This window comes from Sodalis sp. RH15, assembly GCF_047324255.1.
Taxonomy (GTDB): Bacteria; Pseudomonadota; Gammaproteobacteria; order Enterobacterales; family Enterobacteriaceae; genus Acerihabitans; species Acerihabitans ligni.
This window is the reverse complement of sequence record NZ_CP178738.1, coordinates 5,003,689-5,024,139: the sequence shown is the minus strand read 5'-3', so window position 1 is coordinate 5,024,139 and position 20,451 is coordinate 5,003,689. Positions and strand designations below refer to the sequence as shown.

At 55.9% G+C, this 20,451-nt stretch carries 18 protein-coding genes and 3 tRNA genes; 13 read left to right on the top strand and 8 right to left on the bottom strand.

What is annotated here, in order from left to right; genetic code table 11:
- Positions 1–36: 36 nt before the first annotated feature.
- The 4 genes from ACL2XO_RS22790 to rsmC form a co-directional block, all read right to left on the bottom strand.
- Positions 37–123 (bottom strand) — tRNA-Leu (locus ACL2XO_RS22790).
- 62 nt (positions 124–185) lie between these two features.
- A tRNA-Leu gene (locus tag ACL2XO_RS22785) sits at positions 186–272 on the bottom strand.
- Between the two features lie 36 nt (positions 273–308).
- Positions 309–395: transfer RNA gene (locus ACL2XO_RS22780), tRNA-Leu, on the bottom strand.
- 161 nt (positions 396–556) lie between these two features.
- On the bottom strand, positions 557–1,609 hold the full coding sequence (gene rsmC, locus ACL2XO_RS22775) for a 16S rRNA (guanine(1207)-N(2))-methyltransferase RsmC (RefSeq protein WP_413725516.1): 1,053 nt from the start codon (positions 1,607–1,609) through the stop codon (positions 557–559).
- A gap of 110 nt (positions 1,610–1,719) precedes the next feature.
- Here rsmC and ACL2XO_RS22770 point away from each other — a divergent pair, with 110 nt between their 5' ends.
- The 10 genes from ACL2XO_RS22770 (at position 1,720) to deoD (ending at position 10,896) form a co-directional block, all read left to right on the top strand.
- Positions 1,720–2,124 carry a DNA polymerase III subunit psi gene (locus tag ACL2XO_RS22770; RefSeq protein ID WP_413725515.1) on the top strand — a complete coding sequence of 135 codons (405 nt, stop codon included), beginning with the start codon at positions 1,720–1,722 and terminating at the stop codon, positions 2,122–2,124.
- A complete protein-coding gene (rimI, locus tag ACL2XO_RS22765; RefSeq protein ID WP_203523935.1) occupies positions 2,102–2,545 on the top strand; it encodes a ribosomal protein S18-alanine N-acetyltransferase in 444 nt (147 codons plus the stop codon). Before ACL2XO_RS22770 ends, rimI begins: the two co-directional genes overlap by 23 nt.
- A gap of 145 nt (positions 2,546–2,690) precedes the next feature.
- Complete coding sequence (gene prfC, locus ACL2XO_RS22760) at positions 2,691–4,280, top strand: peptide chain release factor 3 (RefSeq protein WP_132925832.1); 1,590 nt, start codon at positions 2,691–2,693, stop codon at positions 4,278–4,280.
- A 513-nt stretch (positions 4,281–4,793) separates the two neighbouring features.
- Positions 4,794–5,399 (top strand): molecular chaperone OsmY, encoded by a 606-nt coding sequence (gene osmY, locus ACL2XO_RS22755; protein ID WP_132925834.1) that lies wholly within the window; start codon positions 4,794–4,796, stop codon positions 5,397–5,399.
- Between the two features lie 148 nt (positions 5,400–5,547).
- Positions 5,548–5,709, top strand: a complete 162-nt coding sequence (locus ACL2XO_RS22750; RefSeq protein WP_132925836.1) for a DUF1328 domain-containing protein — start codon at positions 5,548–5,550, stop codon at positions 5,707–5,709.
- 64 nt (positions 5,710–5,773) lie between these two features.
- Complete coding sequence (locus ACL2XO_RS22745; protein WP_132925838.1) at positions 5,774–5,965, top strand: CsbD family protein; 192 nt, start codon at positions 5,774–5,776, stop codon at positions 5,963–5,965.
- A 230-nt stretch (positions 5,966–6,195) separates the two neighbouring features.
- Positions 6,196–6,990, top strand: a complete 795-nt coding sequence (locus ACL2XO_RS22740; protein WP_132925840.1) for a TatD family hydrolase — start codon at positions 6,196–6,198, stop codon at positions 6,988–6,990.
- Positions 6,991–7,466: 476 nt separating this feature from the next.
- On the top strand, positions 7,467–8,795 hold the full coding sequence (deoA, locus tag ACL2XO_RS22735; protein WP_413725514.1) for a thymidine phosphorylase: 1,329 nt from the start codon (positions 7,467–7,469) through the stop codon (positions 8,793–8,795).
- 92 nt (positions 8,796–8,887) lie between these two features.
- Positions 8,888–10,111, top strand: coding sequence for a phosphopentomutase (deoB, locus tag ACL2XO_RS22730; RefSeq protein WP_413725513.1), 1,224 nt, complete (start codon positions 8,888–8,890; stop codon positions 10,109–10,111).
- Between the two features lie 65 nt (positions 10,112–10,176).
- On the top strand, positions 10,177–10,896 hold the full coding sequence (deoD, locus tag ACL2XO_RS22725) for a purine-nucleoside phosphorylase (RefSeq protein ID WP_203523932.1): 720 nt from the start codon (positions 10,177–10,179) through the stop codon (positions 10,894–10,896).
- 26 nt (positions 10,897–10,922) lie between these two features.
- Here the strand turns inward: deoD and ACL2XO_RS22720 are convergent, their stop codons facing one another.
- Positions 10,923–11,591 carry a YtjB family periplasmic protein gene (locus ACL2XO_RS22720; RefSeq protein WP_132925848.1) on the bottom strand — a complete coding sequence of 223 codons (669 nt, stop codon included), beginning with the start codon at positions 11,589–11,591 and terminating at the stop codon, positions 10,923–10,925.
- Positions 11,592–11,702: 111 nt separating this feature from the next.
- Between ACL2XO_RS22720 and serB the strand changes: the two genes are divergently transcribed.
- The 3 genes from serB to nadR are packed head-to-tail and all read left to right on the top strand — an operon-like array spanning position 11,703 to position 15,326.
- Positions 11,703–12,680, top strand: a complete 978-nt coding sequence (serB, locus tag ACL2XO_RS22715; protein ID WP_132925850.1) for a phosphoserine phosphatase — start codon at positions 11,703–11,705, stop codon at positions 12,678–12,680.
- A 15-nt stretch (positions 12,681–12,695) separates the two neighbouring features.
- On the top strand, positions 12,696–14,081 hold the full coding sequence (radA, locus tag ACL2XO_RS22710; protein ID WP_203523929.1) for a DNA repair protein RadA: 1,386 nt from the start codon (positions 12,696–12,698) through the stop codon (positions 14,079–14,081).
- A 15-nt stretch (positions 14,082–14,096) separates the two neighbouring features.
- Entirely contained in the window at positions 14,097–15,326 is a 1,230-nt protein-coding gene (gene nadR / locus ACL2XO_RS22705; RefSeq protein ID WP_413741571.1) for a multifunctional transcriptional regulator/nicotinamide-nucleotide adenylyltransferase/ribosylnicotinamide kinase NadR, read from the top strand.
- A 206-nt stretch (positions 15,327–15,532) separates the two neighbouring features.
- On the opposite strand, the gene ettA is transcribed toward nadR, so the two are convergent.
- From ettA to ACL2XO_RS22690, 3 genes are all read right to left on the bottom strand, one after another.
- Complete coding sequence (gene ettA / locus ACL2XO_RS22700; RefSeq protein WP_132925854.1) at positions 15,533–17,197, bottom strand: energy-dependent translational throttle protein EttA; 1,665 nt, start codon at positions 17,195–17,197, stop codon at positions 15,533–15,535.
- Positions 17,198–17,335: 138 nt separating this feature from the next.
- Positions 17,336–18,856: a hypothetical protein gene (locus ACL2XO_RS22695; RefSeq protein WP_413725512.1), complete on the bottom strand. Its 1,521-nt coding sequence runs from the start codon at positions 18,854–18,856 to the stop codon at positions 17,336–17,338.
- A gap of 291 nt (positions 18,857–19,147) precedes the next feature.
- A complete protein-coding gene (locus ACL2XO_RS22690) occupies positions 19,148–20,110 on the bottom strand; it encodes a glycosyltransferase family 2 protein (RefSeq protein WP_413741570.1) in 963 nt (320 codons plus the stop codon).
- Between the last annotated feature and the right edge of the window lie 341 nt (positions 20,111–20,451).

Here is a 20,451-nt window from a genome sequence, read left to right as displayed (position 1 = left end):
AGGGGGATTTATCGGAACATGAGTGATAAAGAAATTTGGTGCGAAGAGAGGGACTTGAACCCTCACGTCCGTAAGGACACTAACACCTGAAGCTAGCGCGTCTACCAATTCCGCCACCTTCGCACAACGTTCTTCATCATGTTGAATTTTACCGCGACTACACTCTATCCGGCATCGCCACCGATTGGTGCGAAGGGAGGGACTTGAACCCTCACGTCCGTAAGAACACTAACACCTGAAGCTAGCGCGTCTACCAATTCCGCCACCATCGCGTGCAAGTCGGTCGTGCCGATAGGCTGTGGTTGTGCTGGTACGAAGAGAGGGACTTGAACCCTCACGTCCGTTAAGACACTAACACCTGAAGCTAGCGCGTCTACCAATTCCGCCACCTTCGCATGACACCGGCCTGGCTTACGCCCTGCCACCACGGAGGCGAATTCTAGAGGTTTTGGCGTCAAGGTCAATAATTATTTGAGCTGAAGCGGGCATTTGACGTAAAAAAAGCGGTGCCTCGCGCAAATTTCCGTCTCCTGTCCGCTTTGGCATTCAATGTGGGTTACGCCCCTTTGCCGGACTTGCCTTTCCCGCGTGAAACGGTATGGATAGCCTGGTAGACCTTGAACCGGCCGGTTTGCGCCAATACGGTGTGGTTACCAAACACCGCGTCCAACAGCGCCGGGTAGGGTAGGAAGGCATTGGCGACGATGCGCAGCTGGCCGCCGATGCGCAGATGGGCCTGCGCGCCGCGAATCAGATTTTCCGCCGCCTGCAGATTGGTGTGCATGCCGTCATGGAAAGGCGGGTTGGACAAAATCATATCAAAACGCCCCGGCAAACCTGAATAGACATCGCTCACCACCACGTTGCCGGTGAGATGATTGCTGTCCAGTGTGGCCTGGCTGGCGGCCAATGCCGGCGCATGCACATCGCCGAGGGTCAGGTCCAGCCCGGGAAACCGGGTGGCCAGCACCGCCGCCAGCACCCCGGTGCCGCAGCCGATATCCGCTATGGCGCCGCTCACCGGCTTTTCAAAGGTGGAGAGTAAAAGCTGGCTGCCCGTATCCAGCCCGTCCCGGCTGAACACCCCCGGCAGGGTTTTTATCGTCAGCCCGTCAAGCTGATAGCCGCTCCAGAACGAGTCCAGATCAAAGTGCGGGGCGTTTTGCAGGCTGCCGTGGTACAAACCGCAGCGGCGGGCGCTGTCGATTTTGGTCAACGGGCAATATTCCGCCAGCATCGGTTCGGCGCTGCGCACGCCGCTGCGGTTCTCTCCCACTACAAACACATCGGCGCCAAGGGGCAGCAACGAGAGTACGTTAAACAGCTGGAATTGAGCTTCCGGCTTGTTTTTCGGCCAGAAATAGATAAGCGTATCGCATTGCCGGACAAAATCGGCTTCCGCCAGCAAACCGTAGCGCACGTTTTCCGCGGGCATTTTCCCTTGCAGCGCCAGACAGTGATGATACCAGGCGGTATGGACCAATACGTTTTCGGCCTCGAGTTCGGCGGGCAGCAAATCCTGTACATCGCCGGCAAACAGTACCCGCTTATTCAAAAAATCGTCTTCGTGACGAAGTATCACTTCACTGGCTGGTGTTAACACTGGCATGCGACAAAGGCTCCTCATTAATCCGAGCGGGGAGTATAGTGCTTTATTGCCCCGTGTTCGATGGGTTTGGTAGCATGGCGGTGTGAATTTACCTCGCGAACGGAAAAGTAATGACATCAAGACGCGATTGGCTGTTGCATCAACTGGGTATCACGCAATGGACGCTGCGGCGTCCCGCCGCGCTGTCGGGGGAGGTGGCGGTGGTGTTGCCGCCGGAAATCCGCCTGTTGATCGTGGCCGAGGCGCCGCCGGCGGCGGAGCATCCTCTGGTGGGGGATGTGGCGCGCAGCCTGGGCCTGTCACTGCATCAGTTATACCGGCTTACGCCTGAACAGGTAGTGATGCTGCCCTCGGAGACCCGCTGCCACAGCTGGTGGATGGGGCTTGAGGCGACGCGTTCCCTGTCCGGGGTCTCTTTTACCACGCCGCCGCTGGCCGCCCTGCTGGGCAACGCCGCGGCCAAGCGCGATCTATGGCAGCAGATTTGTCGTTATGAACAAGATTTCTCCGCTTAGCCCCGCCGATCTACGGGATGCGTGGCATATTGAGCAGGCCAGCCATGCATTCCCCTGGTCGGCAAAGACTTTCGCCGATAATCAGGGCGATCGGTATCTGAATTTCAAGCTTTCCGTCGGGGAACGGCTGGCGGCATATGCCATTACCCAAACGGTGCTTGACGAAGCGTCGCTGTTCAATATCGCCGTTCATCCCGAATACCAGCGCCGCGGCTTAGGGCGAGAACTCCTGGAATACCTTATCGGCGAATTGGAGAACCGGGGCATATTGACGTTATGGCTGGAAGTCCGGAAATCCAATTCCGCCGCCATTGCGCTGTATCAGTCCCTGGGGTTCAACGAGGTCTCGGTGCGACGTGATTATTATCCTGCCGCCGCCGGGCGCGAGGATGCCATCATCATGGCCCTGCCATTGGGATGACGGCGGGATTCGCCGCGCCGCCGCCTTCCTGCAAATCGACGTACTCAGGATATATCAATAGACCCGGTCTCCATGTAGAATCTGGCATCGGCAACATTTTATTAGAAAACGCGTACATCAAGATGTACCCATCGAGAAACAGAAGATGAAGAATGCTTCTTACGCCGCGGAAGTTGCGGCCCGGCGAACTTTTGCGATCATATCGCACCCCGACGCCGGTAAAACCACCATTACTGAAAAAGTCCTGCTGTTCGGACACGCCATCCTTACCGCCGGGACGGTAAAGGGCAGAGGCTCAAGCCACCACGCGAAATCCGACTGGATGGAAATGGAAAAACAGCGCGGCATCTCCATTACCACGTCGGTCATGCAGTTCCCTTATCAGCATGCCCTGATCAATTTGCTGGATACCCCCGGGCATGAGGACTTCTCGGAAGACACCTATCGGACGCTGACGGCGGTGGACTGCTGCTTGATGGTTATCGACGCCGCCAAAGGCGTGGAAGACCGTACCCGTAAGCTGATGGAAGTTACCCGCCTGCGGGATACGCCGATCCTGACCTTTATGAACAAGGTCGATCGCGATATCCGCGATCCGACGGAGCTGCTGGATGAAGTGGAGCACGAGCTTCGTATTGCCTGTGCGCCCATTACCTGGCCCATCGGCTGCGGTAAATTATTCAAAGGGGTTTACCACCTCTATAAGGACGAGACTTACCTCTATCAGACCGGTCAGGGCCATACCATCCAGGAAGTGAGGATTGTCAAAGGCCTGAATAATCCCGATTTGGATAAAGCCGTCGGGGAAGATCTGGCGGCGCAGCTGCGGGAAGAGCTGGAACTGGTGCAGGGTGCGTCCCATCCGTTCGAGGAGCAGGCATTCCTGCGCGGCGAACTTACCCCGGTCTTTTTCGGCACCGCGCTGGGCAATTTCGGCGTCGATCATATGCTGGACGGTTTGGTGGCCTGGGCGCCCCCGCCGATGCCGCGTAAAACCGATACCCGCGTCGTTACCGCCGACGAGGAGAAATTTACCGGCTTCGTCTTTAAAATCCAGGCCAACATGGATCCTAAACACCGTGACCGCGTGGCCTTTATGCGCGTCGTGTCGGGGCGCTATGAAACCGGCATGAAGCTGTATCAGGTCAGGACCGGTAAAGAGGTGTTGATTGCCGATGCCCTGACATTCATGGCCGGCGACCGTTCGCATATTGAAGAAGCCTATCCCGGCGACATCATCGGCCTGCATAACCACGGCACCATTCAGATTGGCGACACCTTCACCCAGGGTGAAAAAATGAAGTTCACCGGTATTCCGAACTTCGCGCCGGAAATGTTCCGTCGTATTCGTTTGCGCGATCCGTTGAAACAAAAGCAGCTGCTAAAAGGGCTGGTCCAGCTCTCCGAGGAAGGCGCGGTACAGGTTTTCCGCCCCATTACCAATAACGATTTGATTGTTGGCGCCGTGGGCGTACTGCAGTTCGAAGTGGTGGTGGCCCGGTTAAAGAGCGAATACAACTGTGAAGCGCTGTACGAATCGGTGAATGTTTCCACCGCCCGCTGGGTTGAATGCAATGACCCAAAAAAACTCGAAGAGTTTAAACGCAAGAACGAGCTGAATCTGGCGCTGGATGGCGGTGATAACCTGTCTTATATTGCGCCGAGCATGGTGAACCTGAACCTGACTCAGGAACGCTACCCGGATGTGCATTTCCACAAAACCCGCGAGCATTAATCCTCCCGCCGTTTTTGGCATAGCAATAGGGGCCGGCATTCTCGAGCATTCGTTAATGCCGGGCTGAACGACAAAAGAGTCAATCCACCGGGCGCGTTGCCAACGGGCCCGGAACCTGGCTTTACCGTCATGCCTATTCCTGCCATGAAGTACGGATTGTTCCTAAATCCTTGCTTATCCATCAATTTTGATGATTTTTAACTTCATAACCATGCAATTTGTTATTTCTGGTCTATAGTTAAATTGTCGCTGACGAAACGGTGTATTTAGCTAGTTAAACCGTTTGAATTAGAGTGAAAAGCTACCGACTGCATTTTGAAAGCAATAACTCTCTATATTGTGCAGAAACATATAGCCATAGCCTTAATCCTGTTAATCGAATGAGTCACCGCCATATCGCGGTGCCCCAAGATTTTGATGCTTTCCCGGTGAATCGGCCGGGTGGCAGTTAGTACGGCCGCATTTGCGGCAAAAAAAACCCTGATTCGGGTAGATAGCGAAAAGGAAACACCTATGAAAAACTTACATATTTCACAGACTCTTACGGCTTTAGTTCTCGGTACCATCCTCGCCGGCACCTCCGCGATGGCCAATGATACCATTAAGACCGATGCCAACAGTACCGCGGCTAAAATCGATAACTCGATGAAGAGCGCCTCCAACTATATGGGCGACAGCGCGGTTACCGCGAAAGTGAAGAGCGCGCTGGTAAGCGATAAAGGCATCAACAGCACCGATATCTCCGTTGAGACCAATCACGGCATGGTGACATTGAGCGGTTTCGTTAACGATCAGATGCAAGCTGAACGTGCGGTTACCGCCGCCAAATCTGTGGATGGCGTAAGCAGCGTCAGCGATAAGCTTCATGTTAAAGAAGCCGGTACTACCGCCAAATCCTATGCCAGCGACTCCGCCATAACCAGCGAAGTGAAAGCTAAATTCCTGGCCGACAGCGTAGTCCCGTCGCGTAAGATCAAAGTGACCACTGACAATGGCGTGGTTCAGCTCAGCGGCCGCGTGCAAAATGCACGGGTAGCCGATCGCGCTGAAAGCGTTGCAAAAGCCGTTGACGGTGTGAAAAGCGTTAAAAATGATTTGCGGGTAATTCAAAAATCATAATAGTTTGGGGATTAATGTTCCTAGAACATTAATCCCGGGCATGGGCACGAAATAGTAATGTAGCAACCTGCCCGGGGAGCGAGCCGTTCCCCTTAATCCGGGTAGACACGAAAAAAAATATTTCAATTATTTGGGTAAGGAGAGGCTTATGTTTCGTTGGGGCATTATATTCTTGGTTATCGCTTTAATTGCCGCAGCTTTAGGTTTCGGTGGTTTGGCGGGTACAGCAGCATGGGCGGCCAAAATAGTCTTCGTGGTCGGCATTATACTGTTCCTGATCAGCTTGTTTACCGGTCGTCGGCGTTTGTAGCGAGCAATTGTCATAATATTCCTGTAAAGTCTTCACCCATGCGGTGAGTGCCGGGGAGGGGGATATGAATAGCGACATCGTTGTTGGCAGATTGAAGCAGTGGAAAAGCCAGATGTGGTTATTATGGGCGGAGTGGTTTGATAGCGACTGCGCCTGGGTTGCGGGAAGCAACGATTACCTCTCCGGGGTCATACAGGAAGATTACGGCAAATCCATACAACCCGCCACGGCGCCGGAATCAGAGAATCTTCATTGATTCTCAGGATATTCTGGCTTTTTTGGCGGATGACAACAGGACCGCGTATTCATCAGCGGTCATGTTTTTTCTTCTGAATAGCCTGTTTTAACTTACTTTTCCTATATCCTCATTAACACTCCCTGTTTTAAAAACAATTATCATCATGTTCTATACTCCTCTGATTCGGCGTTGACGTTTCTCATTCCCGTAGGTGAAAGAAAGCGACGTGCTTTAGCTTAGGTGGCCTCATGACAAAACCGGTTTTCATCGATACGCATTGCCACTTCGACTTCTCCCCTTTCAGCGGTGATGAAGCCGGCAGTATTGCCCGTGCGAACGAGGCCGGCGTACAGCGGATCATCGTGCCTGCGGTGGAGGCGGATCGTTTCGCCGGCGTGCTTGCGCTGTCCGAGCGTTATCCGGCGCTGTATGCCGCCCTGGGAATGCATCCCATCGCCATACGCCGCCATGACGATGATGGGCTGGCGCTGCTTGAGCACTGTCTTCGTTCCCCCAGGGGCAAACTGGTGGCGCTGGGAGAAATCGGCCTGGATGATTATATCGACGAGCCATTGATGACGCGGCAGGTTGCCTTGCTGGAAGATCAGCTCCATTTGGCTAAACGCTATGATCTGCCGGTTATCCTGCATTCGCGCCGCACCCATGACCGGCTGGCCGCCCTGCTGCGGCGGGTCGATCTGCCCCGTACCGGCGTGGTGCATGGTTTCGCCGGCAGTTATCAGCAGGCGGAGGCGTTTATCAAGCGGGGTTATTATATTGGCGTCGGCGGGACCATCACCTATGCGCGCGCCACCAAAACCCGCGGCGTCATGGCGCGTTTGCCGCTGGAATGGCTGCTGCTTGAAACCGACGCGCCGGATATGCCGCTGTCGGGTTTCCAAGGGCAGCCCAACCGTCCCGAACGCGTGCGGGAAACCTTCCGGGTACTATGCGAGCTACGTGACGAGCCGCCGGAACGGATTGCTGAAATAATCTACCGCAATACCCTCGCTCTGTTTGGATTAGCGCGATCTAACGCATAAATCTTTATCTACAGGCAGCTAATTTGCGCCAAGTGTGAAAAAATAGAAGCGCGCGTAAGGCAGGGCATTTTACCCCTGCGCCTCTGAGACAGGCTTATGCGGTGAGAGGGATCTCAGATGCCCGGTAACAGGGCCTTCTTCAAGGAACCAAGTCCGCTCGCCAACATGCAAAACCGGAAAGTTGGAGAGTACTATGAATAAGTTGATTGCGGCCCGTCGTGCGTACCATCGCCCTAGCGGCATCTTATCTTGCATCGGCCGGCCCCGTCATGGGACCGGAGCGGGGGGACGCATGCCGTTTCCGCTTCGGCGCCCCAAGCTTGCCGGCTTCTCTGCCCCCGATACCGGGCCACTCCTTGCCCCATCCCGATAGCGGCGATTAACCGCAGAATCAATTTGTAACGGATAAGGCGGATACTCCGCCCGGTGCTTTTTTTGGGGCGTGTTGCCCGCGTTAGCTTTTGCAGGGGGTTACCTTGTACCTGGCTCAAGAAATCATACGAAAAAAACGTGACGGCGAATCGCTGAATGAAGAAGAGATTCGCTTTTTTATCAATGGAGTACGGGATAATTCCGTGTCGGAAGGGCAAATCGCCGCGCTGGCGATGACCATTTTTTTCCACGATATGGATTTGCCTGAACGGGTGGCGCTGACGCTGGCGATGCGGGACTCGGGCCATGTCCTGGATTGGAAAAATTGTTCCCTGGACGGACCGGTGATGGATAAGCATTCCACCGGCGGCGTGGGCGATGTCACCTCCCTGATGCTGGGGCCGATGATCGCGGCCTGCGGCGGTTACGTGCCTATGGTGTCGGGGCGTGGTTTGGGCCATACCGGCGGGACGCTGGACAAATTGGAAGCTGTTCCGGGTCTGAATATCTTCCCGGACGACGACAAATTCCGCGCGCAGATTAAAACAGTAGGAGTGGCGATTATCGGCCAGACCAACTCGCTGGCGCCGGCGGACAAGCGATTCTATGCCACACGCGATATTACCGCGACGGTGGATTCCATTCCGCTGATTACCGCGTCGATACTGGCGAAAAAGCTGGCGGAGGGACTGGATGTTCTGGTGATGGACGTCAAGGTCGGTTCCGGCGCCCTGATGCCGGATTATGCCCGGTCGGTGGCATTGGCCGAGGCCATTGTCGGGGTAGCCAACGGCGCGGGGTGCAGGACCACGGCGCTGCTCACCGACATGAACCAGGTGCTGGCCTCCAGCGCCGGCAACGCGCTGGAAGTGCGTGAGGCGGTGCGCTTTCTTACCGGCGATGGACGCAACCCTCGCCTGTATGAAGTGACCATGGCCTTGTGCAGCGAGATGCTGGTTTCCGCCGGCCTGGCTGTCAGCGATGAAGTGGCCCGGGCGCGGCTCCAGCGGGTGCTGGACAACGGCGAAGCGGCGGAGCGTTTCGGCCGCATGGTGGCCGCCCAGGGAGGGCCTGCCGATTTTATCAGCCGCTATGACAGCTATCTGCCGGCGGCCACCCTGAGCAAACCGGTGCCGGCGCCACGGGGCGGCTATATCTGCGCCATGGATACCCGGCAGCTGGGGATGGCGGTAGTGGCTCTGGGGGGCGGCCGCCGCCGGGCCGGCGATGCCATTGATTACAGCGTCGGCCTGACGGATATGGTGCGGCTGGGGGACGTCGTGGAGGCAGGTCAACCGCTGGCGGTTATCCATGCAGCAAGCGAAGCCGGCTGGATTCAGGCCGCCCAGGCGGTACAGGCGGCGATCGCCATTGCCCCCGAGCCCCCGGCGGCGTTACCGGTGGTTTACCGCCGGATAGTCAACCAGGAATAAGATTTCGGGCGTCTTTGGTGAGACCGGGACGTTCCGTCAACGAATTTATCAGGCGCGGCGCTAGTTGCCGCCGCGCCGCAGCAGGAGTGAACATGAAGCGTATCTTTATCATGGTACTGGACTCGTTCGGTATCGGCGCCGCCGGCGATGCGGCAAAATTCGGCGATCAAGGGTCGGATACCCTGGGACATATCGCGCAACGGTGCCAGCGAAACGAAGCCAATCAGGGGCGCAGCGGCCCGCTGGCGCTGCCTAATTTGTCGCGGCTGGGCCTGGGCAAGGCCGCCGAGGAATCCACCGGCCGTTTCCCGCCGGGATTAGATGAGCACGCCGAGATTATCGGCGCTTATGCCTACGCCAGCGAAATTTCCTCCGGCAAGGATACGCCGTCCGGACATTGGGAAATCGCCGGCGTGCCGGTGCTGTTCGACTGGGGATATTTCCCCAGCCCGGAAAACAGTTTTCCGGCGGAACTGCTGGATAAATTGGTGCGGGAAGCGCAGCTGCCCGGCTATCTGGGCAACTGCCACTCCTCAGGCACGGTGATTCTCGACGCGCTGGGCGCCGAGCATATGCGCACCGGTAAACCGATTTTTTACACTTCGGCGGATTCGGTATTCCAGATAGCCTGCCATGAGGAAACCTTCGGGCTTACACGCCTTTACGCGCTGTGTGATATTGCCCGTAGACTGCTCACGGACGGCGGCTATAATATCGGCCGGGTGATTGCCCGTCCCTTCGTGGGCGACGGGCCGGGCCATTTCGCCCGCACCGGCAACCGTCACGATTTGGCGGTGGCGCCGCCTTCGGCCACCGTATTGCAAAAACTGGTGGAAGAGAAGGGCGGCAACGTGGTATCCATTGGCAAAATCGCCGATATCTATGCCCAGGTGGGGATTACCAAAAAGATCAAGGCCACCGGGCTGGAAGCGCTTATTGACGCCGCCTTGGGCGAGATGGCCGCGGCGGGGGACAATACCATCGTCTTCACGAACCTGGTGGACTTCGATTCCTCCTATGGCCATCGCCGCGACGTGGCCGGCTACGCGGCGGCGCTGGAGCTGTTCGACCGGCGTCTGCCTGAACTGCTCGGCCGGGTGACCGGCGAGGACCTGCTGATCCTCACGGCCGATCATGGCTGCGACCCCACCTGGACCGGCACCGATCATACCCGTGAACATGTGCCGGTGCTTATCTTCGGTCATGGAATAACCCCAGGTTCTTACGGGCATCGTGGGACCTTTGCCGATATCGGCCAGACCGTGGCGCGCTACTTTGGCTTGTCGCCCATGGACTATGGCACGGCGATTTTGTGAAGCGGAAAAATTGAACCGGCCCGGCGGCCGGAAATACATGGTTTGCATACAATAAGGAAAATTTTATGGCGACGCCGCATATCAATGCTGAACGAGGGGATTTTGCCGACGTGGTTTTAATGCCCGGCGATCCCCTGCGGGCCCAGCATATCGCGAGCACTTTCCTCAATGGTGCCCGTGAGGTGAATAACGTCCGCGGCATGCTGGGTTATACCGGCAGTTATAAAGGACGCGAGATTTCGGTAATGGGGCATGGCATGGGAATCCCCTCCTGTTCCATATATACCAAGGAGCTGATTACCGAATACGATGTGAAACAAATCATCCGAGTCGGTTCCTGCGGCGCTTTGCGTGCGGATGTGCAGGTCAGGGATATCGTGATCGGCATGGGGGCCTGCACTGATTCAAACGTTAACCGCATGCGTTTCAAAGGCCATGACTTTGCCGCCATTGCCGATTATGACCTGCTGCGCCATGCGGTAGCCGCCGCCAACGCCGCCGGGCTGAAGGTGCGGGTGGGTAACCTGTTCTCGGCGGACCTGTTCTATACCCCCGATCCGCAGATGTTTGATGTGATGGAGAAATACGGCGTCCTGGGCGTTGAAATGGAAGCCGCGGGCATTTATGGCGTCGCCGCCGAATTCGGCGCACGGGCGCTGGCTATCTGTACCGTGTCCGATCATATCCGCAGCGGCGAGGCGCTAAACGCCGCGGAACGCCAAACCAGCTTTAACGAAATGATTGAAATCGCCCTGGAGTCGGTATTGCTGGGAGATGGGGTATAAGGCGGCTTCTATCATCCCGTTCCGTCTTATTGACTTCGAAGATGCTTATCTGCCGCGTTCTCATCATCGGCTGGGGGTTCGGGCGACGGGGAGCCGGCGGTGAGCAAATAAGGCGATTGCTGCCAGCGGCTGCGGCTGCCCGCAAGCAAAGTGTGCGCCAGGATAATGCCGATGGCCAGCGCCAGCAGCAGCATCAGGCGCAGGATATTGGTGGTGTTATCCACCTGCCTGGCCTCGGTTTGCAGCACATGGGTATCGAGGGTCAGCCGCACGAAACCGCTGGGGCCGTCTTTGTCGGCAATGGTGCGCACCAGTTGATGGTTAAAGTAACTGCCGGCCCGGGGGCGTTCTATAGCCAGCCGGTCGCGCACCGGGACATTTTCACCCGAGCGGGCAATCAGACTGCCGTCCATGGCATAGACGCCGGCGTCCAGGATGCGGCCCCCGGCGGTGAGTTGATCCAATACCGCCTGGATTGGCGCGTTATTATCGCCGCCGTCATCCATCAATGGCGCCAATTGACCGGCCAACTGGCGAATAAGCGTATCCGCCAGTTCGTCTACCTGCGTCGAACGGGCCATTTGATGGCTGAGGCTGAACCAGGATGCTCCCTGCATCAGCATCACCAGCAGGGTCACGCAAATCAGAACGATGGCGGTTCTGTGTAAACGAAACGAAAGTCCGGCACGGGCCATATAATTCCTTCATTTTTTTGGACGCTTTATGTTGCCAGAAGCGCAGGCGATAGGATAGCTTGATGCGCGTCTTTACATCATGCCGGTCCTTTATGCCTACAGGAGTTCTGAATGCCGAATAGTCTGACTTACTGCGATCTCCCCGCCAGGATCTCCCAGTGGCCCGGGCTGCCGCTGTCCCTCAGCGGGGACGAGGTGATGCCGCTGGATTATCAGGCGGGACTCACCGGCTGGCTGCTGTACGGCAGGACTCTTGATAAATCTTCCCTGGCCCTTTTTCAGCGCGCCCTCGGCGCGGCCCTGGTCATCGTTTCCGCCTGGCACGTGGAGGACTACCAGGTGGTCAGGCTGGCGGGAACGCTGAGCAAAGAGGCCGTTCGCCTGGCCCATGAGCAGGGGCTGGATGTGGCGCCTTTTGGCAAAACGCCCCATTTGCGCAAGCCCGGCCTGCTGATAATGGACATGGATTCTACCGCAATCCAGATTGAGTGTATTGATGAAATCGCCAAATTGGCCGGGGTGGGGGAACAGGTGGCCGCGGTCACCGAGCGCGCCATGCGCGGAGAGCTGGATTTCGCCGCCAGCCTGCGCCACCGGGTGGCGACCCTCAAGGGCGCGGACGCGGATATTTTACGCCAGGTGCTCGACGGCTTGCCGCTGATGCCCGGCCTTACCGGCCTGGTGCGCAAACTGCAAAGCCTGGGCTGGCATATTGCCATCGCCTCCGGCGGTTTCACCTATTTTGCCGATTACCTGCGAGACAAGTTGCGCCTGGTTTCGGCGGCGGCCAATGAGCTGGAGATTGTCGACGGCAAATTCACCGGCCTGGTAAAAGGGCCGATCGTCGATGCCGCCTACAAGGCCCGCGAGCTGGCCAGGCTGGCGCAAGAGCTGGATATACCCACCAGCCAGACGGTGGCCATCGGCGACGGTGCCAATGATTTATTAATGCTACAATCGGCAGGATTGGGCATAGCCTATCATGCCAAGCCCAAGGTCAACGAACAGAGTAAAGTCGTTATTCGCTATGGGGATTTGCTGGGAGTGCTGTGCATTCTGAGCGGTAATCTGAAAAGCGAGGAGCGTTAGAATTCCGAGGTAACTGTGGCTAAAGCGGTAAAACGTGCGTTTGTCTGTAACGAGTGCGGTGCCGATTACCCCCGCTGGCAGGGGCAATGCACCGCCTGCCAGGCGTGGAATACCATTACCGAAGTGCGGCTGGCGGCGACGCCGGCGGCGGTGCGCAACGATCGTTTCAGCGGTTTTGCCGGGGAATCCGGCGTCAGCCGGGTGCGCAAGCTGTCGGATATCAGTCCGGAAGAACAGCCACGGTTTTCCACCGGCTTCAAGGAGTTCGATCGGGTGCTGGGGGGCGGTGTGGTGCCGGGCAGCGCCATCCTTATCGGCGGCAGTCCCGGCGCCGGTAAAAGTACATTGCTGCTGCAAACCCTGTGCAAGCTCTCCGAAAATATGAATACCCTGTACGTCACCGGCGAAGAGTCATTACAGCAGGTGGCCATGCGTGCCCACCGGCTCGGACTGCCCACCGGCGGGCTGAATATGCTGTCTGAGACCAGCATCGAGCAAATTTGCCTGGTAGCCGCCCAGGAAAAACCCCGCTTAATGGTGATCGACTCCATCCAGGTGATGCATATGGCGGATATTCAGTCCTCCCCCGGCAGCGTGGCGCAGGTGCGGGAAACCGCCGCTTACCTGACGCGGTTCGCGAAGACCCAGGGCGTGGCTATCCTGATGGTGGGGCATGTCACCAAAGACGGCTCCCTGGCCGGCCCCAAGGTCTTGGAGCACTGTATTGACTGCTCCATCATGCTGGATGGCGACGCCGATTCCCGCTTCCGCACTTTGCGCAGCCATAAAAACCGCTTCGGCGCGGTCAATGAGCTGGGGGTGTTCGCCATGACCGAGCAGGGATTGCGGGAAGTGAGCAATCCTTCGGCCATCTTCCTCAGCCGCGGCGAGGAGCTGACCTCCGGCAGCAGCGTGATGGTGGTGTGGGAAGGCACCCGTCCCCTGCTGGTGGAGATCCAGGCGCTGGTGGACAATTCCATGCTGGGCAACCCCCGCCGGGTGGCGGTGGGACTGGATCAAAACCGGCTGGCCATTCTGCTGGCGGTCCTGCATCGCCACGGCGGTTTGCAGATGGCGGATCAGGACGTCTTTGTGAATGTGGTGGGAGGCGTCAAGGTTTCCGAAACCAGCGCCGATCTGGCGCTGATGCTGGCCATGGTCTCCAGCCTGCGCGATCGGCCGCTGCCGCGGGATCTGGTGGTGTTCGGCGAAGTCGGCCTGGCGGGGGAAATCCGTCCGGTGCCCAGCGGCCAGGAGCGTATCGCCGAAGCGGCCAAACATGGTTTTCGCCGGGCCATAGTCCCCTTTGCCAATGTACCGAAAAAAGCGCAGGACAATATGCAGATTTTTGGCGTTAAAAAATTGACGGATGCGCTGTCCATCCTGGATGAAATGGAATAATCAAAAGGGGCGTTTATGTCGTCATTCGACTACCTGAAGAGTGCGATTAAACAGCAGGGACGCACGTTACAGCAGGTCGCAGAGGGCTGCGACATGACCAAAGGCTATCTCAGCCAGCTGCTTAACGCCAAAATCAAAAGCCCCAGCGCGCAAAAGCTCGAAGCCATCCACCGTTTTCTCGGACTGGAGTTCCCGCGCCGGGTGAAGAAAGTCGGCGTGGTCTTCGGCAAGTTCTATCCGCTGCATACCGGGCATATTTATCTCATTCAACGGGCCTGCAGCCAGGTAGATGAACTGCACGTCATTCTCGGCTTCGACGAGCCGCGGGACAGGCAGCTGTTTGAAGACAGCGCCATGTCGCAGCAGCCTACCTTGAGCGATCGGCTGCGCTGGCTGCTGCAGACCTTTAAATACCAGAAAAATATCCATATCCATGCCTTTAATGAACAGGGCATGGAGCCTTATCCCCATGGCTGGGATGTCTGGAGCAACGGTATCCGGTCGTTTATGCGCGATAAAGGCATTGAACCGGGCTTTGTCTATTCCAGCGAAGCCCAGGATGTGGAGCGTTATCGCGAACACCTGGGGATTGAAACCATTCTGATCGATCCCAAGCGTTCCTTTATGTCCATCAGCGGCGAGCAGATACGGCAGGATCCTTTCCGCTATTGGGAATACATTCCCACCGAGGTCAAACCCTTTTTTGTCCGTACCGTGGCGCTCATCGGCGGGGAATCAAGCGGCAAGTCCACCATGGTGAACAAGCTCGCCAATATTTTCAACACCAGCAGCGCCTGGGAATACGGGCGCGAATATGTCTTCTCCCATTTGGGCGGGGATGAAATGGCACTGCAGTATTCCGATTATGACAAGATTGCGCTGGGGCAGGCGCAGTATATTGATTTTGCCGTTAAATATGCCAATAAAGTCACCTTTATCGACACGGATTTTGTCACCAGCCAGGCGTTTTGCAAACGCTACCATGGCCGCGAACATCCTTTTGTACAGGCCATGATTGACGAGTACCGCTTCGATTTGGTGATTTTGCTGAAAAACAACACCCCCTGGGTGGCGGATGGTTTGCGCAGCCTGGGGAATCCGGCGGATCGGGACGCCTTCCAGCATCTGCTGGAAGAATTGCTCGATGCCAACCGTATCCCGTTTGTGCGTATTGATGTGGCCGATTACGACCAGCGCTTCCTGCAATGCATCGAACTGGTGCGGAATATGCTCGGGCAGCGCTGAACCGCCGCCCGGCGGAGATGGCATCAGGCCATATCAAACTGCTGACAAACGTACTCGGGATCAATGGGGCGGGACTGGCTGCCTGAAGAGTAAACCGTCCGCGCCAGGGATGGCGCGGATCGAGCCTACAGGGACGTATTCACGGCGGGTTTACGATCTGGCAGCCTGTTCCGGCCGGGCACTTTGTCCAATAAGCTCAGATGGCATCAGGCCATCTTCTTGTATTTGATGCGGTGAGGTTGCAGTGCCTCGGCACCCAGGGTGCGTTTTTTGTATTCTTCGTATTCGGTAAAGTTGCCTTCGAAGAATTCGATCTTGCCCTCATCCTGATAATCGATGATATGGGTGGCGACCCTGTCGAGGAACCAGCGGTCATGGGAGATAACCAGGGCGCAGCCGGGGAATTCCAGCAGGGCGTTTTCCAGGGCGCGCAGGGTTTCCACATCCAGGTCGTTGGTGGGTTCATCCAGCAGCAGCATATTGCCGCCCACCTGCAGCAGCTTGGCCAGATGTACCCGGCCGCGTTCACCGCCGGACAGCTCGCCGATGCGTTTGCCCTGATCGATTCCTTTGAAATTGAACCGGCCGACGTACGCGCGGCTCGGCAACTCAAAATTGCCGATGCGCATAATGTCCTGGCCGCCCGACACTTCTTCCCAAACCGTCTTGCTGTTGTCCATGCTGTCGCGGAATTGATCCACCGAAGCCAGCACCACCGTATCCCCCAGGGTCACGGTACCGGCGTCAGGCTGCTCTTTGCCGGACAGTATGCGGAACAGGGTGGATTTACCCGCGCCGTTGGGGCCGATAATGCCGACAATGGCTCCCTTGGGTACCGAGAACGTCAAATCGTCAATCAGCAGCCGATCGCCGTAGGATTTCCTGAGGTTTTGCACTTCCAGCACTTTATCCCCCAGGCGCGGGCCGGGTGGAATAAACAGTTCGCTGGTTTCGTTGCGTTTCTGGTACTCCACACTGTTGAGCTCTTCAAAACGAGCCAGCCGCGCTTTGCCTTTGGACTGGCGGCCTTTGGCGTTGGAACGCACCCACTCCAGCTCTTTCTCGATGGATTTGCGACGCGCGGCTTCCGACGAGGCTTCCTGCGCCAGACGCTGGTCCTTCTGCTCCAGCCAGGAAGAGTAGTTGCCTTCCCAGGGAATGCCTTCGCCCCGGTCCAGCTCCAGAATCCAGCCGGCGACATTGTCCAGGAAATAACGGTCATGGGTAATCGCCACTACCGTGCCTTCATAGTCGTGCAGGAACCGTTCCAGCCAGGCCACCGACTCGGCATCAAGATGGTTGGTGGGTTCGTCCAGCAGCAGCATGTCCGGTTTTTCCAGCAGCAGCCGGCAGATGGCCACGCGGCGCCGCTCGCCGCCGGAAAGCGTGCCGATTTTGGCATCCCAGGGCGGCAGGCGAAGGGCGTCGGCGGCGCGCTCAAGCTGATTATCCAGATTATGGCCGTCATGGGCCTGGATAATGGCTTCCAGTTCTCCCTGCTCTTTCGCCAGCTTGTCGAAATCCGCATCCGGCTCCGCATAGGCGGCGTAAACCGCGTCCAGACGGGTCAGGGCGTTTTTCACTTCTTTCACCGCCGCTTCGATTTCTTCCCGCACGGTCTTCTCCAGATCCAGCTGCGGTTCCTGCGACAGGTAACCTATATTGATGCCCGCCTGGGGCCGGGCTTCGCCTTCGATATCGGTGTCGATGCCCGCCATGATGCGCAACAGGGTGGATTTACCCGCGCCGTTCAAACCCAGCACGCCGATTTTGGCTCCCGGGAAGAAGCTTAGCGAAATATCTTTAAGAATATGGCGTTTCGGCGGTACGATTTTGCCGACGCGGTGCATGGTATAGACGTATTGAGCCACGTTGTTATAAGCCTCTTTCAACTCATAGGGTATATGCTCCTCTGCTTATGCGGAGCATGTTTGGGGCAGTTTAGCCGGTTTTAGGGCGCGATCCCAGCGATCCTCGCCCGTTAGCACGGTAAGTACGCCATACCCATTTTAAAAAGGTAAAAAACGTTGTGAAAACATACGGATGCGTATAACGCGCCTATGACGGAATATAATTATGAATGAAATAATAAAAAAGGAAATGATGCTAACCATCATCGGCACAACGACAATATTTCGCTCATAGAGCAGGCTGACCCGATGCTCGCCGTCGGTAAGTTTTACCCCCACCAAACCGTTATCGAGCCGGCTGACGTCGGTTTTTTTATCGTCCACCAGCAGATAATAGCCGGCATACATGATGTAGGGTAACGTCACGGTTTGTTCTCCCCGCACGGTGATAATCATGTCTGGGTAGCCGTCGGTATAGCCGGTGGTGGTTATTGACGCGTTTTTATTGGCGAAATAGGCGAAGTCATTGTTATAGAGATGGGCAAAGTTATCCTCGCGAATATTGCTGTTATTGAGATAATCATCCCACAGCCCCATATGCTCAAGCCGGGTATGGCGCTCGGTCAGCGCTTGATTCATCGGGAAAAACATGGATGCGATGCATAATGCCGCCGCTAAGAGGATGGCCAGCGGCCGGCGTTGCCATATGCCGGCCAGCATTCCCGAAGTGAAAAGGGCGACGATGGCCGTGGCGCAGGAGAGCAGACGCCAGGGGAACTGCATGATTTTCAGGAAGGAGAAACGATCCGGCAGTAGATACCAGGGTAGCAGGTGGGTTGCGGCCAGGATGAAAAACAGCGCAACCAGGATGACTTTTTTGGCCGGGGCAGAGCGGCCGTAGCGTAGATAACCGATGGCGATGAGAAGCTGGATAACGCCCACAGAAAGGTACATGCCGTGATTGGATACGCCGTATTTTGACGGCAGGGAAAACAGATTTTCCATGATGCCGCTGCTGAATCGGAATACATCTTCATAGCTAAGCAATTTAGCGTGAGTGGCGAAAATATCCGAATGCCGCATATGATATAGCAGTGGTATCCAATAAAATGCGCTCAGCGCCATGAAGCAGATCAGTGATTCCAAAAAAAATCTGATATTGATCCGATTAATGAGCCTTTTGATATTGATAATAAAAAACAGTAAAAAGAAAATAGCGGTAACGATCAGGCTGGGCATATTGGACAGGGCAATTGCCAACGCGATGAAGGGTATCAGCCAGATATCCCTGCGGTCCCCCAGCAGCGAACTGCATCCTCTGAGGAACAGGGGCATGAAGGCCATGGCCAACATTTCACCCAGCGCGAACCGGATGAAAATATTGGTTAAAAAATACCCGGACGTGATAAACAGGATCGTACATAGATACCCGGCCGCGGATGAGTTATGTTCTCTTTTCCCTGCATAAAAGGCACAAATAAACGCAATCACAAAAATAATAAACAGCACGATTTTCATCTGCAGGATATTATCGGTACTATTAAAGGTAATGATTCTCGCCAGCAAAAATAAAAATGAGGTCAGGGGCGGGTAAAAAAGCTGCCAGGAGTAGCCGAATTGCCCTGGCAGCCAGTAATTAAATAACGGGGGGAATTGTTGGGCGTCCAATTCCTCGTTCAACGAGATCAATCTTTGGAAATGCGCCAGCCAGTCGTGACCTCGCCAAATGCCATTTTGGAGCAGGGCGTAACAAAGTATAAAAAATATAATTAAATTGAGTATAATTAGAGCAAAGTTGTTTTTGTTTTTCATGGAACGCTACCCTGTGGCAGGACCGGTCATTACCAAACGGTGTTATATCCGTCATACTTCAAGTCGCAGGTGCATTGGCTTTCCTTTCTCACCCCGGTCACTTACCTCGGTAAGCTCCCGGGGTTCGCTGCGTCGCCGCCTTCCTGCAACTCGAATTATTTAGGGCATAGTCTCATTCTTTAGGCTTGTGTCTTCTTCTCTGCCTTTAGAGGGGCTTTTGAGGACGTATCTTGGCCTTCTTTTACTCTCGATATAGATTCTGCCTATATATTCCCCCAGTACGCCGATACCGATAAGCTGTACGCCGCCTAAAAACAGAATCGCCGTCATAAGCGACGGATAACCCGGCACCGGATTGCCGTTCACCAGCTTGTCGATAATCATCCATATGGCATCGCATAAAGCCAGCGAGGCGACTCCCAGTCCAAGATAGGTCCAGATGCGCAGCGGCACGGTGGAGAAGCTGGTAATGCCTTCAAGGGCCAGGTTCCATAGCTTCCAGCCGTTGAACTTGGACGCTCCGGCTACGCGGCCGGCGCGAACATACTCCACCACCGCTACGTTGCCGCCCACCCAGGAAAGTATGCCTTTCATAAACAGGTTGCGCTCCGGCAAACGCTTGATGTTGTCCACGACTTCCCGGGACATCAAGCGGAAATCCCCGACGTTTTCTTCAATTTTCGGGGTGCTTATTTTATTATGCAGTTTATAGAACCACTCGGCGGAAGTTCGCTTCAGGGCACCGTCGGAAGATCTGTCTTTGCGTTTCGCCAATACGATATCCGCACCGGCCTGCCATTTTTGAATCATCTCGGGAATGACGTCTATGGGGTCTTGCAAATCAACGTCAATAGGGATGACCGCATCGCCGGTAGCGAATTCAAGCCCGGCAAAAAGTGCGGGTTCTTTACCAAAGTTGCGGGTGAAATTGACCAACACGACATTTTTATCGTTACCGGCCAGCTCGTCCGCTATCTCCCTGGTGTTGTCCGTGCTGCCGTCATTGATAAATACAATTTCCACTTCATATTGTTGTAATGGTTCAAACTCTCTTACGGCCTGATAAAAAATCCGTATAGTCGCTGCCTCGTTTAACACGGGGACCACTAAAGAAATTCTCACGCTTCACTGACCTTGATAGAAAACGCTCGGAAACATGAATCCGCGCCGGCGGATTCAAACCAGAAAAACGGCAGGGAACCGCCGGTGAAAAGGCCCTCGGGTCCACCCCCTTATCCACCCATGGCTCGCAGGATTTAAAATATAGACATAAATCGGTATTTTTACTGAGATCCAGACCGTGCAATGAAAATAATACCGGTGCGGTATTGAATCGGTGCTTCATCGCCTTTCTGCAACCCGAATTATTTAGGGTATAGTTGCGACTGCCGCTGGCGTAGTCCGGGCCGCTTAGCTAGCATGGTGGCTATATCGGTATCTTGTCATTGTCCGGCCGGTTTGGC

What these genes read in the sequence shown, in the direction of transcription:
- rsmC (WP_413725516.1), bottom strand. Translation starts at nt 1,609, where the DNA reads ATGCCAGTGTTAACACCAGCCAGTGAAGTGATACTTCGTCACGAAGAC.
- ACL2XO_RS22770 (WP_413725515.1), top strand. Translation starts at nt 1,720, where the DNA reads ATGACATCAAGACGCGATTGGCTGTTGCATCAACTGGGTATCACGCAA.
- rimI (WP_203523935.1), top strand. Translation starts at nt 2,102, where the DNA reads ATGAACAAGATTTCTCCGCTTAGCCCCGCCGATCTACGGGATGCGTGG.
- prfC (WP_132925832.1), top strand. Translation starts at nt 2,691, where the DNA reads ATGAAGAATGCTTCTTACGCCGCGGAAGTTGCGGCCCGGCGAACTTTT.
- osmY (WP_132925834.1), top strand. Translation starts at nt 4,794, where the DNA reads ATGAAAAACTTACATATTTCACAGACTCTTACGGCTTTAGTTCTCGGT.
- ACL2XO_RS22750 (WP_132925836.1), top strand. Translation starts at nt 5,548, where the DNA reads ATGTTTCGTTGGGGCATTATATTCTTGGTTATCGCTTTAATTGCCGCA.
- ACL2XO_RS22745 (WP_132925838.1), top strand. Translation starts at nt 5,774, where the DNA reads ATGAATAGCGACATCGTTGTTGGCAGATTGAAGCAGTGGAAAAGCCAG.
- ACL2XO_RS22740 (WP_132925840.1), top strand. Translation starts at nt 6,196, where the DNA reads ATGACAAAACCGGTTTTCATCGATACGCATTGCCACTTCGACTTCTCC.
- deoB (WP_413725513.1), top strand. Translation starts at nt 8,888, where the DNA reads ATGAAGCGTATCTTTATCATGGTACTGGACTCGTTCGGTATCGGCGCC.
- deoD (WP_203523932.1), top strand. Translation starts at nt 10,177, where the DNA reads ATGGCGACGCCGCATATCAATGCTGAACGAGGGGATTTTGCCGACGTG.
- ACL2XO_RS22720 (WP_132925848.1), bottom strand. Translation starts at nt 11,591, where the DNA reads ATGGCCCGTGCCGGACTTTCGTTTCGTTTACACAGAACCGCCATCGTT.
- serB (WP_132925850.1), top strand. Translation starts at nt 11,703, where the DNA reads ATGCCGAATAGTCTGACTTACTGCGATCTCCCCGCCAGGATCTCCCAG.
- nadR (WP_413741571.1), top strand. Translation starts at nt 14,097, where the DNA reads ATGTCGTCATTCGACTACCTGAAGAGTGCGATTAAACAGCAGGGACGC.